Raw genomic sequence first — 15,751 nt, 5'->3', positions numbered from 1 at the left:
TCCTATAAAAGGTATTTTTAAGAATCTTAATAGTAAGCTAAGAAGATTCAAATGTTTGTTGTGTAAAATTTAAGAGAGGACTACAACAATGTGTAGTCCTTTTGATAAAATGTCTATTGATTAAACATCCAATAATAGTCTAATTGGATCTTCTAATAACTCTTTGACTCTCTTCAAGAAGCTAACAGACTCACGACCATCAATAATTCTGTGATCATATGATAATGCCACATACATGATTGGACGAATGTGAACTTCTCCGTTGATTGCTACTGGACGTTCCACAATGTTGTGCATACCCAAAATAGCTGATTGAGGAGCGTTGATGATTGGCGTTGATAACATCGAACCAAATACACCACCATTTGTAATAGTAAATGTACCTCCTTCCATTTCTGGAATTGTCAATTTGTTATCTCTAGCTTTTAACGCTAAACGTCTTACCTCTTTTTCAATATTTGCAAGACTTAAAGACTCTGCATTTCTAATGACAGGAACTACAAGACCTTTAGGTGCTGATACGGCAATCGAGACATCACAGTAATCGTTATATACTAACTCATTACCATCAATGTATGCATTTACTGCAGGCCACTCTTTAAGTGCTACAGTTACTGCTTTTGTAAAGAACGACATAAAACCTAATCCGATTTCGTGCTTGTCCTTAAACATCTCCTTGTACTTCTTACGAAGATCCATTACAGGTTTCATGTCGACTTCATTGAATGTAGTCAACATTGCCGTTTCGTTCTTCACAGAAACTAAACGACGAGAAACTGTCTTACGAAGAGCAGTCATTTTCTCTCTTCTTTGAACTCTTTCGCCTGGAGCAGCAGTTGGTGCTGCTGGAGCTGCTTCTTTCGATGCCGCTGCTTTCTTAGGAGCAGGAGCTGATTTTTGTGCTTTCTCAGCATCCTCTTTAGTGATACGACCATCAACGCCAGTTCCTTTAACTGTTGAAGGATCGATCCCTTTTTCTGCTAAAATTTTCGCTGCTGCTGGCGATGCATGACCTGTTGCATAGGTATCGTTTCCAGATACAGCTGCTGTTGGAGCTGCTGCTGCAGGAGCCGCTTCTGATGAAGCCTCAGAAGGAGCAGTACCTTCCATAATTTCAATCTTACAAATTGGAGCACCGATTTCTAATGTATCACCCTCTTGAGCAATAACTCTTAGAATACCTTGTCCTTCAGCTGTTAATTCAAAAGTTGCTTTGTCTGACTCGATTTCACAAAGAAGATCATCCAATTCTACAAAATCGCCATCTTCTTTTGCCCAAGTCGCAATAGTTACTTCTGAAATAGACTCACCCACTGTAGGTACTACCATATCCAATACTTCGCCAGTTGCTTTTGGAGCATCTGTTGAAGCAGGAGCCGCTTCTGCAGCTGCAGCAGCTTTTGGAGCACCTTCACCTTCCTCAATAGTACAAAGTAATGCACCAATCTCTAAAACAGCATCTTCTTGTGCAGTATCAGCGATCTTGATGACGCCATCTGCTTCTGCTACTAATTCGAAAGTTGCTTTGTCTGATTCTAGTTCACATAGAACATCATCTAGTTCTACAGTGTCGCCGTCTTCTACCAACCATTTTGCAACGGTTACTTCAGTGATCGATTCACCGACAGCTGGAACGGTCATTTGTAAGCTCATAGTTTTATTATTTTGGGTGATGGAGGAATATCCCCCATCACGATAGTTCTAGACTAATTTTTTGATAAACTTGAAGTGAGGTATTCCCACTTCTTCAAATTGATCACCTTCTACAGTATATTCTAATTTTTCATAGAATCCTTTTGCTACTTCTCTAGCATGAACTGTCAACAGTTCATATCCATTATCCATAGCGAATACTTCAGAGAATTGCACCATCAAAGAACCTAGATTCTTTCCTCTTTGTGTATCCTTTACGGCTACCTGACGCATTTTAACTTCCTGAGGAGAGATTGGTTTTAAAACTAAGCAAGCAACCACCTCATCTTCATCGTTCATTGCCACAAAATGATGGCTATCGAACTCTTCAGATAATTCCTCTTTAGAAAATTCTAACCCTAAAGGTTTTCTTAAAACCTCATCACGTAATTCAACTGCTTTAAGGTATTCCGGAGAATCAAATGCTACTTCTTTGATAATGTTCATGATCAATTTTATAATTAAATAGGTTCTTTCTTATTCGAAAGCTGCAGTAACGATTCTGTCTGTCTCCCTCTTATGAACTTTAGGGAAGCCAGTTGCAGGAGATGCACTTGGTTTACGAGATACTAATCTCATCTTAATCAATTGCTCTTCGTTTCTGTAGGCTCTCAAAATATACGTCCAATAACCCATGTTCACAGGTTCTTCTTGAACCCATTTCAACGAGGTATGCTTCGAATATTTACTAAGAATATCGTTAACTTTCTTTTCTGGGAATGGGTGTAATTGTTCTACACGAACAATTGCAACATCCTGTCTATTTTCCTTTTCTTGCTTCTCAAGAAGGTCATAATAGATTTTCCCGGTGCAAAGTAACACTTTCTCTACTTTTTTAGGATCTTTTATTGAAGCATCATCATAAACTTCTTCAAATTTTCCTTTTGTGAAGTCCTCAACAGGAGAAATACACTTAGGGTGACGAAGCATTGACTTAGGAGTCATGACAATTAATGGCTTTCTAAAGTCCCAAGTTAACTGTCTTCTAATCGCATGGAAGAAGTTGGCTGGAGTAGTAAAATTACCCAATACAATATTGTATTCAGCAGCTAACTGAAGGTATCTTTCCGGACGAGCATTCGAGTGCTCAGGTCCTTGACCTTCATAGCCGTGAGGAAGTAACATTATTAAACCATTTGATCTACCCCACTTACTTTCTCCTGAAGTAATGAATTGGTCGATCATTGTTTGAGCACCATTTGAGAAATCACCAAACTGTGCTTCCCAAATTGTTAAAGCACTTGGGTTAGCCATTGCATAACCGTACTCAAAACCAAGAACACCATACTCCGAAAGTAAAGAGTTGTAGATATAGAAAGGTGCTTGAAGTTTACCAATGTTATCCAGAGAACTATATTTCTCGTTCGTCTCTGCATCATTCAATACAGCATGACGGTGAGAGAAAGTACCTCTTTGAACATCTTGACCTGTAATACGAACGATCTTGTTATCCAATAAGATCGAACCATAAGCCATAAGTTCTGCAGCTGCCCAGTTGAATACCTTTTTATCAAAGAACATTTCTTTTCTTTCAGCAATCAATTTATCAATTTGCTTCAAAGGCTTAAATCCATCAGGTACAGTTGTCAAAGCATGACCTACAGCTTCTACAGTAGTTGCAGAAATAGATGTATCTGGTGAGTTATCAAAATCATCACCATGACCTCTCTTCAATTGTTTCCATTGAATCTCTAATTCTTGAGGTCTATAAGGAAGTGGATTCTGACGTACATCATTCAAACGATCTTGAAGTAGACGACGGAATTCCTTATCCATTTGTTTTGCTAATTGAGCATTTACTTCTCCTTGTTCTACCAATTTCTTGATGTAGATCTCACGAGGATTTTGGTGCTTAGCAATAATGTTATACAACTTCGGTTGTGTGAATTTTGGTTCGTCAGATTCGTTGTGACCATGACGACGGTAACATACCATATCCACAAAAATGTCTCTATTGTAACGTTGACGGAACTCAACCGCTAATTTCATAGCATAAGCTACTTCTTCAGGGTGATCACCATTTACGTGAAGTACTGGAGATTCAATCAACTGAGAAACGTCTGTACAATAGATAGATGAACGTGCATCATCAAAGTCAGTAGTAAAACCTACTTGGTTGTTAATCACAAAGTGGATTGTACCACCTACATCATAACCTGCAAGGTTCGACATTTGTACTGTTTCATAAACAATACCCTGACCTGCGATAGCAGCATCACCATGTATTAAGATAGGAAGAATACGTTTTGAATCTTTTTCGTAAATCGAATCCACCTTCGCTCTTACTACACCAAGAACAACTGGATCAACAGCCTCTAAGTGAGAAGGGTTTGGTGATAAATCCAAACGAACTTTCTTTCCATTATGTGTTTCAATTTGAGATGAGAAACCTAAGTGATATTTCACATCACCGTCTCCCATTGTTTCGTCCGGCACTGCTTGTCCTTCGAACTCGTTAAATACTTCATCATAAGTTTTACCCATGATGTTGGTAAGTACGTTCAAACGACCACGGTGTGCCATACCAATCACTACTTCTTCAACGCCTAAATCAGCACCAGTAAAGATAGCTGTATCTAAACCAGCAATTGTTGATTCACCACCTTCTAGTGAGAAACGTTTTTGACCAACAAATTTAGTGTGAAGAAAGTTTTCGAATACTACTGCTTCGTTCAGTTTACTCAAGATTCTTCTCTTGTCCTCATGAGAAAACTCGTGACCAGGGTATTCGTGTTCAATTTTTTCTTGAATCCATGATAGAACTTCAGGCTCTCTGATAGACATGAATTCGAATCCGATATATCCGTAGTAGATTTTCTTTAATCTATCTAGAATATCAGATAATTTCGCACTACCCATTCCCAAGTATGAACCTGCTGAAAATACCGTGTTCAAATCAGCAATAGATAAACCAAAGTCCTCTAAATCTAATCTTGCTTTACGGTCTTTTCTCTTTCTTACCGGGTTGGTATCAGATACTAAGTGTGCCCTAGATCTGTATGCATTGATTAATTGACGAACTCCAACTTCTTTTTGAAGCATTTCTTCTGAAATTGATCCAGAAGATGGTCTCGCCTGACCATTACTTGTAGTGTTTGTGTCTAGTTCGGGGTTCTCTCCGAATTTTTCCAAAGAAAATTCGAAACCCTCAAAAAATCTCTTCCAAGACTCATCTACGGAGCTTGGGTCTTGCTTAAATGACTCATACATCTGCTCGATGTAATCACCATGAGCATTCGCTATGTAGGAATATTTGTCCATGTGTTTGAGTGAGGTTGATTACTTGCTCACAACAAACATAATAAAAGTATTTGATTCCGTATATTTGAATATACAACTACACGAATACTTATGATTATCTTCCTATCCGATAGATTTATAACTAAGAAATTAATAATTGTGATATTTACATGATTTAATAATTGTAAATAATTTATTATCAGTTATTTATACATTTATCAAATTCAATAAAATGATCGACTAGATATAAAATATCAAAGATTAACCCATAATAATTAACTGATAAAATTTTTTATTATTAATACTTTTTTATCTTTATGAACGGAATTGTAACCAATCTGAAAATCTACTATTGAATGAAGAGACTCCTTCTGCTTTCTTTTTTATTAAGTATTTCAATTATTTCATTTGCTCAATCTAACTTATCATCGAGAGATAAAATCGTTAAAAACAAAATTTTACGAGTTGGCGTGAGACATGACCCTCCCTTTGTTATAAAAGGTGTGGACGGCACTTTCTATGGGTTAAGTATAGATCTTTGGCATATGGTTGCAGAAGATATGCATTTAGTTTATGAATTTGTGGAATATGAACATATGCCCGGTTTAATCTTGGCACTTTCTAGAAAACAAATTGATATTTCTGCGAATCCAATGCCTGTGAGTAGCACAAGAATTCGTCAGTTAGATGTTACCTACCCTTTTATGACAACATCCCTTGGTGTTGTAGTGAAAAAAAATAAGCAAGACGAAATAACAATTTTCTTCTCTAACCTTTTCTCCATAGGTTTTATGAAGCTATTTTTCACATTAATTGTAATTGTTTTCCTCTTTGGAACATTGGTGTGGTGGGTAGAAAAGAAATACAATGCTAAAGATTTCAGAGATGGCATCGAAGGTATTATGGATGGAATTTGGTGGTCGACGGTTACCATCACTACAGTTGGATACGGTGATAAAACTCCAAAAACAACCTTAGGGAGAGCAATTTCTATGGTTTGGATGTTTATTGCTATCAGTTTGATATCAAGTTTTACGGCAACAATTACTTCAACTCTAACTTTAAATCAATTAGAAGGAAAGATTAATACGGTTGAAGATTTAAGAAGAATGAAAGGAAATATAGGAGTAACAGCACATTCTGGAGCTGAAAGCTACCTATTAAAACATCAAATAAAACCACTAACATTCACCACTCCTGAAGAAGGATTATTGGCATTAGAAAACGGAGAGGTTGCTGCTTTTATGCACGACAAACCAATTATGCGTTACGTAATTAAAGAAAGCGGAAACGAAGAACGATTCGATATTTTACCATCCAATTTCAAACAAAATTACTATTCATTCTTTATGCCTCGAAATAGTAAATCTTACAAGAAAATTAACGCCGAAATAGTCGATAACATTGATAAAGACTCTTGGCATCGACTTCTCATAAAATACAATATGGATGACATCAAATAAAACACAAAAACAAGAACTAGGAACAAAAGGTGAAGACATTGCTTACGATTATTTAAAAAACAAAGGCTATACGATTCTAAGAAAAAACTTCAGATCAGGTAGAAACGAAATTGATATTATCTGTAAAAAGAATCGGTTTCTAGTATTTGTTGAAGTAAAGACAAGGACCAATTTATCTTTTGGAATGCCCGAACAGCATTTAAGCAAGCAGCAAGAAAGAAACATTATAAATGCAGCAGTAAATTACATGGAGTTTAACAAATTGGATTTTCTTCCTTTAGTTAGATATGATGTAATTAGTGTTATTTTAAATAATGGAGAATATTCTGTCAGACATTTTACCGATGCTTTTTATTAAACGAAAAAACTCTCCCTCTTTTCAAAGGGAGAGTAAAATCTTGTGATTTTGAATCAGAAATTATTGCTTAATAATTTTAGTACGAAGTACTTCTTTCGTATCTGAATTCGTTAATTCAACAATGTAAGCCCCTCTAGGAATATCATTTACTGATAATGATACACTTTGATTGCCATCCGAAGAGATTGTCGCCTCTTTGTAAACATGACCCATTGTGTTATAAATTCTTACCGTTACATTCGATAAATTGAAATTAGTCGCTAATGTTAAGTGACCATTCGTTGGGTTTGGACTTGCAAGAATTGTTGGCTCTTCATTTAAACTAGTTGCAACTGGGCTTGCAATTCTTGAAGCTGAAGCACTTGAAGAAACACTATCACCTCCGAAGAAGAATCCATATTCAGCATTTGCTAAAGCCACTTCTATTTGTGCCCAACCTCTATGATAACGTTGAGTGAATGGCTCCCCTGCCAAATAAGCAGTTTCTAATCTTGCAAACTCAGGATCTTCTTTATATTGAGGACGAATATCTAAGAATTTAGCTCCCGTTTTAATCGTATCACCTGTTGGTAAAGTACCTACAAATGTTTCTGGGATATACACTTCTTCCTCAAAAATTCTAGCAAAATCAGCTCTTTCTTCAAGTGATGCAACACCTTTATCATCACGATAAGTTACCCACATTCTATCCAAGATTTCTTTTGCTAAATACTGTGCTGCAGTATCTAAAGTTGCATACTTTTCAGTAGCTGCGGCATAGTAAATAAGTGTTTTAGCTAAAGATGCTGCCACACCTAAATCTTGGTTATAGCTAGTTACTGTAACATGAAGATCTGCATTTGAACCTGGGTTCGTTGGATTCCAAGTATCCGGCTCACCTGTCCATTCTAAACCAGCAGGAATATCGAAATCATTCTCTCCAACAAGAACTGTTTCTTTCACAGCCCAATTCGCCCACTTCGTAATCAAGTCTCTAGCTCTAGGATCGTTGTTGATATAATACAACTCAGCAATACGCTCCATAGACCATACTTGCCATCCGAACCATCCACCAGAACCTGGATCATGATAAACAGGGTTTTCATCGTAAGCCATTTCATAGAAAGTAGACTTACCTGCTGGGTAAGCACTGTAATCGCCATTCCAGCTATTTGTTGCACCACCTGCGATACCACCTTCAGCAGATTGTAACCAAGTATAGAATTCTAATTGACGGTCTAAACTTGTTGTCCAATCTCTCACACCATTTGCAGATACAGGCTTTAATTCTTCCACTTGTGATAAAGCGTAGGCTGCAACTGGATTTTGGTAACCGAAGTGACAGTGAGATGCTCCAATTCTGAACGCCCATGCTGCTGAAGCATCAGTTGCTCCACCCCATGACATATACCATGACATTAAATAGTGTACATTATCATAGCTAGTTTGTGATGTTGCACTTGGATCTTGAGCTCCTAGCGGTTTGAAATACTTATCAAACATTGCTAATCTTAGGTAATCACCCATTTTAGATGCTTTATCAAGATCTAGGTTACTTAAACTCACACCTTGCTCTTTCGCATATTCATATGCCCAATACATTACTTGTACCGCTCTAGCGTCCGCATCTGGAGCTGAAGTATATCTCCATTGTGTTGAGTAAGATCTATCATCAGTAAATAATGGTAAGAAACCATCTGCACTACCCCACTTAAATGCTTCCCATGATGGATGAGGTACTGTTTCGAATACTGATTCTTGTTCACCTCTTTGGAAAGTATTGATATAAGATGGAGCACTCACGCCATCTCCACGATTACCATATCCATAGAAGTTATCATTATCCAATAACCAGTGCATTTGATAAATATGAGGATTACCGTATGCTACTTCTAACTCTGCTGATACATAATCACCTTGCACTGGATTCGTGAAATCCAATGGTGCAGGATACATACTTGGAAGAGGGAATTCAGGAGCATAAGCCGCTGGGCTTGATGGATCATACGCACTATTTGTTGGTTGATCTTCAGCCGTTGGGATAATAAACTGTTCTGTTTTTCTCCATACTTCTTTTAGAGGTTCCCAATCGCCTGAAATTCTACCGTGCATTGCTTCTAACCACATCCAATAAGAATATAACTCTGATGTTGATTCGTGGCCATGATCTGGTGCTTCCACAATTAAAGTTTCAATAGAATGATGAGGTGATCCTTCTGGGCTAAAGTAGCCATTTGCAGGATCTAAATACATGTTTCTCATCTCAACGAAACGTTGAATATACTCATTATCTGTATTTGGAGGAGTTATTATTACATTATCCTCTTGAGCAGAAATAGTAATGATAGCAGCATCCGAACCTCCCTTAGTATCTGATACTGTTAAAGTAACATCATAATTTCCAGCAACAGTATATGTATGAGTTGCCATTGCACCTTCACCAACAGCACCATCACCAAAGTCCCATGCATATGATAAAGTATCCCCATCTGCATCAGTTGATCCCGATGCATCAAAACTTACTACAAATGGAATATTACCTACTGTAGCATCAGCAAAGATATTCGCTACTGGAGGAGTATTTTCCACTGGAGGATTAGTACCACCATCACAATTTGGAGCAGTAGCTGATGTACTGAAGTATATAGTAAATCCACCCATCTTTGAGACCATCACAAAGTTACCCTGATCAGAAGTTACCCAATAATCACCATCAAAACCTGGGATACCAGAACCTACAATACTTACCGCTGGCTGAGCCGCATCCATTGTATGTGTAATTTTCCCTAAAAGGTCTACATACCAGTTTGGCTGACCATTATTCGAGTTAAATGAGAATTGATACAATCCCTTATTTGGTAAATCCCAGTTGATTGTGAAATCTCTCATATTACTTAAATCAGGACCTGCATTACCCAATACAAAGATATTTTGATAAGCTGTATGTCCAGTTGAACCAAATGCTTCTGCTTGAGGTGCTCCAAATGAGCAATCAGAAGCCATTAATGCCATCGTTCTCATTGATGAAGAAGCCGCTAAAGAACCTCCACAGTTAGGAGCTGTAGCAGAGTTATTAAAGTAAATCGAGAACGTTCCTGTTTTAGATACTAATACAAAGTTTGCACCATCCATAGTTGCCCAATAATCGCCATCGAATCCAGGAATTCCAGAAGCTGCAATAGTCACTGATGGCTCAACAGCATCAAAAGTATGATTCACTTTGCTTAATAAATCAACATACCAGCTTGGTTGACCATTATTTGAGTTAAATGAGAATTGATACAACCCTTTGTTTGGTAGATCCCAGTTGATTGTAAAATCTCTCATAGTACTTAAGTCAGGCCCACCTTCACCCAATACATGGATATTCTTGTAAGCTGTGTGACCTGTTGATTCTAAAGCAGTTGCTTGAGGTGCTCCAAAGTTACAATCGAAGCTACCATCATTTACAGAAATCACTTTAGAAGTAAAATCACTCTTACCAGATACATTTGTAACAGTTAATGTAACTGTGAACTCACCTACTGCATCAAATATATTTGAAACTGTCACACCAGTTCCCACTGAGCCATTTCCAAAATCCCAATCGTAAGTCAAAGCCTCATCATTAGGATCAATTGAAGAAGAAGCATCAAAAAGTACATTTAAAGGAAGTGTCCCTCCATTTGTTGATGCCACAAAAGATGCTACCGGAGGTGCATTTGGATCTAATACAGTAACTACTTCTGTCACTGGAGTTGATACATTTTCACCATCACTTACAGTTAAAGAAACTGTATATTCACCTGGCGCAGTATAAGTTGCAGATGGATTTACTAAAGTTGATGTAGTACCATTTCCAAAGTCCCATGAATAAGTGATAGGATCATCATTTGGATCAGACGACATGGATGCATCAAAGTTTACAGTCAATGGAGCAACACCTTGATTCACGTCCATAGTAAATTTAGCTACCGGAGTTCCTCCACCATTAGGCTCAGATCCGAATACTAAAACACCATTATCGTATACTGGAATTCTTGGCGATTCATCTTCCGTATCTAAACCAAATGCAGACCAGTCATTTGATGTATCATAAGGCACACCGTTCGCTACTCTAAAGTTGATTTGAACATCACGACGGAAAGCAGGGTCTCCGATTGGAGCAATTTGCTCACCTGCTAAAGAAACTTCAGCATAATAAATATTATTTGCCGCATCCCAAGCTGCTACTGTCATTGTACTTTCACCTTGAACAGAGTTCAATTCTGGCTGATAATCTGCGATTGTGTAACCTTCTGCAACACCCTCAGAGATATCAAAGAAGTAACGGAATGATAATTTATCTGTTACTCTTGCTGGCCAAGCTGTTCTGTTTTGTACTAATACTCTAACAGTACTACCTGACGCATTGTTGCTGTTGAATTTAGAGAATGTTCTGATTTCAGAACGAGTTGGTACTTCTGGAATTGGGAAATCAGCCAATGGCTCACCACCGAATTCTTGATACATTCTTGCTAATGCTCCAGTAAAACATGCATTGTAATCACACGCCACCTCGTTTGCTACATAGTCAGAACGATCATCAACAAATTGATCATTAGGCTCGCCAGGACCACCTACAAGTGCTCCATACAGTGTATGACTTGGATCAATTGGATTGTTTAAAAGATTGTTTGCCCAAGCACCATGTGCAGATCTATGGTGAGGATTATATGCAGGATTATTTCCATAACCCACCATAAAACTTCTGTTAATTGGGTTATCACCCAAAGCATAGTTGATCTGATTTACAGCAAAATCGTGGTACTTCGCTTTTTTCTCAGGCGTTGTTGCCACTCTATCACTATAAATAAACGCAACTAAAGCCGTATTTGAACTGTGACGTAATGAACCCCACTGCATTAAGTGAGCTTGTCCCCCTGGGCTATAAGGAATTCTATCTCCAGCATAACCGTCTGTCCAATAATCAAGATGTCTTTCAGCATCAGCTTTGTACTCTGCCTTACCTGTTAATTCCGACATCAAGACATAGATTCCGTAGGCTTTATCATCCCAAGCTAGACCCCATTTGTAAGCCTTTAGATCAGATTGACCTTCGTTTGACAATAATGGATATTCCAATTCAGCTTTAGCTAAGTAATCTGCATTACCAGTTGCTTTATACAACCATGCAGCACCCCAAACTAATTCGTCTTGGTAACCACTGAAAGAACGGTAAAATCCTGCTGCATCTGTGATTGATTCTGAATATACACCTCTATAATTATCAGCAAAAGAATACAATTCTTCAGCATGTTTCAGAAGTAAAGCACTATATGCAGGATCTGAATCTTTAAAAACGATACTACAAGCTGCCATTGCCGCTGCTGTCTCTGCCGCAAGGTCTGAACCAGGGTTCGCTGCATCAATTTTATATGCTGGGCGAGCCATCGTCATTACCTCTGGAGAACCCCAGTAAGCATGGTCAGGACCACCTGCACCTACTTGACCGTAGAACTCTGTTGGACCAGTATGACACTTTATAAAATAGTCTGTAACGAAACGAAGGTTACGCTTCATTACATCTAACTGACCACTTTGTCTGTAAGCATCTTCATACTCAACAACACCCCAAGCTAAAGCTGTAACACTGAACGCCATAGGGAAACCAAATTTAACGTGATCTCCTGCATCGTACCAACCACCGGTTAAATCCAAACCGACATCGGATCCGTCTGCTAGTGCTGAGTCATCTCTCCAAGTGACTCTATTCCAGTCTGGCAGCTTACCTGATTGCTGTGCCTCGTAGAAAAAAATGGATTTCTGTAATGCCTCACCGTATCGGTGTTGCGCGAAAATCGTAGTAGTAGGTATGGAGGCCCACAGTAGAATTATCAATAACTGCCTCCAGAAAATGTTGTTATGTTTCATTTAATTAAGCAAATAATTAGTTAAGTAAAAATTCATTGGCAGTACTCTCCCATCCACTAAAAATCAATGAGGCGCCTTCATCATAATTAGTGTATGATCAAATACTTATTATTCATTTAGATTGAATACAAGAAATAATATGCAGCTTATGTTCTATGAGAATAATTGTTTTTAGTTTCTGTCGTAGATTTCATTCATACATTTAGTAGTTGTCCCCAACTAAATTATTACCATATCGATAGCTAGTCATATTTGGTTTTATTTATTTTAAACTGATGTCAAGATTGTATTTCTTTGCTTATTTGTCAACATTTCCGTCTTATCTTTTTTACTTTCAATTTACGTCATTATTACAACTTATTTTTTCAATAAATTGATTTACTGATAGTTACACTGTTTTTATTATGAATTTCAAATTGCTAATAATTCAATCAATAGTATATAAATAAATCAAGACACAAAAAAAGGTGTTGAATAAATCAACACCTTCTGTTTGTTATGCTTTTACTTGATCGTCCTTGACGACCCCTTCTTTGATTGCTTCCACAATACTCGGATCTAATAACGTTGATGTATCACCGAAGTTATCCGTTTGCCCTTCTGCAATTTTTCTAAGGATCCTTCTCATGATTTTACCAGATCTAGTCTTAGGTAATCCTCTCACAATTTGTACCTTTTCTGGTTTTGCGATCTTACCAATTTTTTCTATAACTACATTCAAGATTTCATCTTTAAGCTCTGTGATAGTTGAGAATTCCAATTGTTCAGAATCACAAACCACATAAGCATAAATACCTTGTCCTTTGATCTCGTGAGGATAACCAACAACAGCTGATTCCACCACAGCCTTATGCATATTGATAGCATTCTCTACTTCTGCCGTTCCTATTCTATGGCCAGAGATGTTCATTACATCGTCCACACGACCCATAATTCTGTAGTAACCATCTTCATCACGACGACAGCCGTCACCTGTAAAGTACAATCCCTTAAAGGTAGAGAAATAAGTATCCTTACAACGCTGATGATCACCCCAAGTGGTTCTTAACATAGAAGGCCAAGGATATTTCACACATAGGTTACCTTTTACTCCTTTTCCTTCGATCTCGTTACCATCCGCATCCACAAGAATTGGTTGAATTCCCGGCAATGGCAATGTCGCATAGGTTGGTTTTGTTGGAATTACTCCGGCAATTGGTGATATCATAATACCTCCAGTTTCAGTTTGCCACCAAGTATCTACAATTGGACATTGTCTCTTACCAATATGTTGGTGATACCATTCCCAAGCTTCTCTATTAATAGGTTCGCCAACCGTACCCAAAACTTTAAGGCTATCCAATTTATAAAGTTCCACATACTCTAACCCTTGTGCCATTAATGCTCTAATAGCCGTAGGAGCAGTGTAGAATATATTTACTTTTAAACGATCTACAATTCTCCAGAAACGACCTGCATCTGGGAATGTTGGAATTCCTTCGAACATTACCGAAGTTGCTCCTTCTAATAATGGTCCATATACTATATAAGAGTGACCAGTAATCCAACCAATATCAGCAGTACACCAATAGATGTCGTTCTCTTGATATTGGAACACATTTCTGAAAGTGTACCATGTATACACCATGTAACCACCTGTAGAGTGAACCACCCCCTTAGGTTTTCCGGTTGACCCGGAGGTATATAAAATAAAGAGTGGATCTTCTGAATCCATTACTTCTGGGTCACATGTGTTTGGTACAGATTGAATTTCGTCGTGCCAATACACATCTCTTTCATCATCCATCTTCACTTCGACCCCTGTTCGTTGGTAAACAATTACTCTCTCCACTCCTTCACATTGGAATAAAGCTTCATCAGCAATTTGCTTCAATTCTACTACTTTGTTACCACGTGGACCTTGATCTGCAGTGATTAAGATTTTCGCTCCTGCATCGTTGATTCTATCTGCTAATGCTTGAGCAGAAAAACCTCCAAAAATAACAGAATGAATTGCTCCAATTCTAGCACAAGCTAATACAGCAATTGCTAATTCAGGTACCATAGGCATGTAAAGACATACACGATCGCCTTTCTGAACTCCATTTCTTTTAAGCACATTGGCAAAAAGACACACTTGTTCGTGAAGTTCTTTATAAGTGAAAATACGGTCTTTTTCATGAGGATCATTCGCTACCCAATGAATAGCTGTTTTGTCACCTCTTGATAGTAGATGTCTGTCAAGACAATTTTCTGTGATGTTTAGTTTTCCATTGAGGTACCATTGAACATTGTAATCGTCGAAATCATATTCGACTGTTTTGTCCCACTTTTTTCGCCAAACAAATTGTTCAGCTACTTCTGACCAAAAGCGCTCTGGTTCGGACACGCTTCTTCTATACGCAACAGCGTAATCTTCTAGGTTGTTAATTCTGCTAATCATAGTGTTTAATTTGTTATTACTGAAGTTTCCGATTTTGAATATATATAGTTGACCACTTTTTAAACACCTTAAATATATACCTTTGCTAATTATATATATCTATGATCTTTTTTCCCATGAAATAACCATATACTTAGCACCTACATTTGTGATCATTGCTGTACCCTCTTCTAAATTTTCTTTATTGATAACAAAAGTGAGTAATTCGCTATGGTTGAGCATTTGATATTGTGGGTTATATCCAATTTTCTCCAACTTTGGGATATTATATTTTTTCACCCAATTCATCACTGTAACATGACTAACGCCTAAAATTCTTTCGATTTCTCTGTAAGAGACTCCTTCTAAATACAATTGCAACGCTTTTATCACATATTTATGATCGATCTCTTTTCCAAGCTTTGGAACGGTGAAATTATAACTACATTTTTTACATTTATACCGTTGTTTTCCTTTCACCATTCCACTTTTAGTAATTTGATCGTGGTGACATTTTGGACATTCTGATTGTAGATATAGCATATTAGTGAATGGATATTTCTGTAATTTAATTCTTATTTAGGATGTAGTTTAGCTATACATTTTAGCATAGCTATACCTAATTAGCATTATTAATGTAAAAACTACACTATTTAATGAATTTTAACACTCTCGAATCCTTACTTAAGTGTTTACACCTATTAAAAGTATCGAGAAAACTGGGTC

At 37.5% G+C, this 15,751-nt stretch carries 8 protein-coding genes; 2 read left to right on the top strand and 6 right to left on the bottom strand.

What is annotated here, in order from left to right:
- Positions 1-120: 120 nt before the first annotated feature.
- From odhB to KMW28_RS08980, 3 genes are read right to left on the bottom strand one after another with little or no spacing between them, the layout of a single operon-like run.
- Positions 121-1,653: a 2-oxoglutarate dehydrogenase complex dihydrolipoyllysine-residue succinyltransferase gene (gene odhB / locus KMW28_RS08990; protein WP_169664514.1), complete on the bottom strand. Its 1,533-nt coding sequence runs from the start codon at positions 1,651-1,653 to the stop codon at positions 121-123.
- Between the two features lie 48 nt (positions 1,654-1,701).
- Positions 1,702-2,139 carry a GNAT family N-acetyltransferase gene (locus KMW28_RS08985; RefSeq protein WP_169664515.1) on the bottom strand — a complete coding sequence of 146 codons (438 nt, stop codon included), beginning with the start codon at positions 2,137-2,139 and terminating at the stop codon, positions 1,702-1,704.
- Positions 2,140-2,169: 30 nt separating this feature from the next.
- The gene (locus KMW28_RS08980) at positions 2,170-4,953 is read right to left on the bottom strand and encodes a 2-oxoglutarate dehydrogenase E1 component (RefSeq protein WP_169664516.1); all 2,784 of its coding nucleotides are present in this window, start codon (positions 4,951-4,953) and stop codon (positions 2,170-2,172) included.
- Positions 4,954-5,288: 335 nt separating this feature from the next.
- Between KMW28_RS08980 and KMW28_RS08975 the strand changes: the two genes are divergently transcribed.
- Together KMW28_RS08975 and KMW28_RS08970 are read left to right on the top strand one after the other, a co-directional pair.
- Positions 5,289-6,395, top strand: a complete 1,107-nt coding sequence (locus tag KMW28_RS08975) for a transporter substrate-binding domain-containing protein (protein WP_066208107.1) — start codon at positions 5,289-5,291, stop codon at positions 6,393-6,395.
- Positions 6,382-6,753 (top strand): YraN family protein, encoded by a 372-nt coding sequence (locus KMW28_RS08970; protein WP_169664517.1) that lies wholly within the window; start codon positions 6,382-6,384, stop codon positions 6,751-6,753. The genes KMW28_RS08975 and KMW28_RS08970 overlap by 14 nt, the downstream gene beginning before the upstream one ends.
- A gap of 60 nt (positions 6,754-6,813) precedes the next feature.
- Here KMW28_RS08970 and KMW28_RS08965 read toward each other — a convergent pair whose 3' ends face one another.
- From KMW28_RS08965 to KMW28_RS08955, 3 genes are all read right to left on the bottom strand, one after another.
- Positions 6,814-12,624: a glycoside hydrolase family 48 protein gene (locus KMW28_RS08965; protein ID WP_169664518.1), complete on the bottom strand. Its 5,811-nt coding sequence runs from the start codon at positions 12,622-12,624 to the stop codon at positions 6,814-6,816.
- Between the two features lie 496 nt (positions 12,625-13,120).
- Positions 13,121-15,046: an acetate--CoA ligase gene (gene acs / locus KMW28_RS08960; protein WP_169664519.1), complete on the bottom strand. Its 1,926-nt coding sequence runs from the start codon at positions 15,044-15,046 to the stop codon at positions 13,121-13,123.
- A 99-nt stretch (positions 15,047-15,145) separates the two neighbouring features.
- The gene (locus KMW28_RS08955; protein WP_169664520.1) at positions 15,146-15,568 is read right to left on the bottom strand and encodes an IS1/IS1595 family N-terminal zinc-binding domain-containing protein; all 423 of its coding nucleotides are present in this window, start codon (positions 15,566-15,568) and stop codon (positions 15,146-15,148) included.
- Positions 15,569-15,751 lie beyond the last annotated feature (183 nt).

Source organism: Flammeovirga yaeyamensis (assembly GCF_018736045.1).
Classification (GTDB): Bacteria; Bacteroidota; Bacteroidia; order Cytophagales; family Flammeovirgaceae; genus Flammeovirga; species Flammeovirga yaeyamensis.
This window is presented reverse-complemented; position numbering and strand designations above follow the sequence as displayed.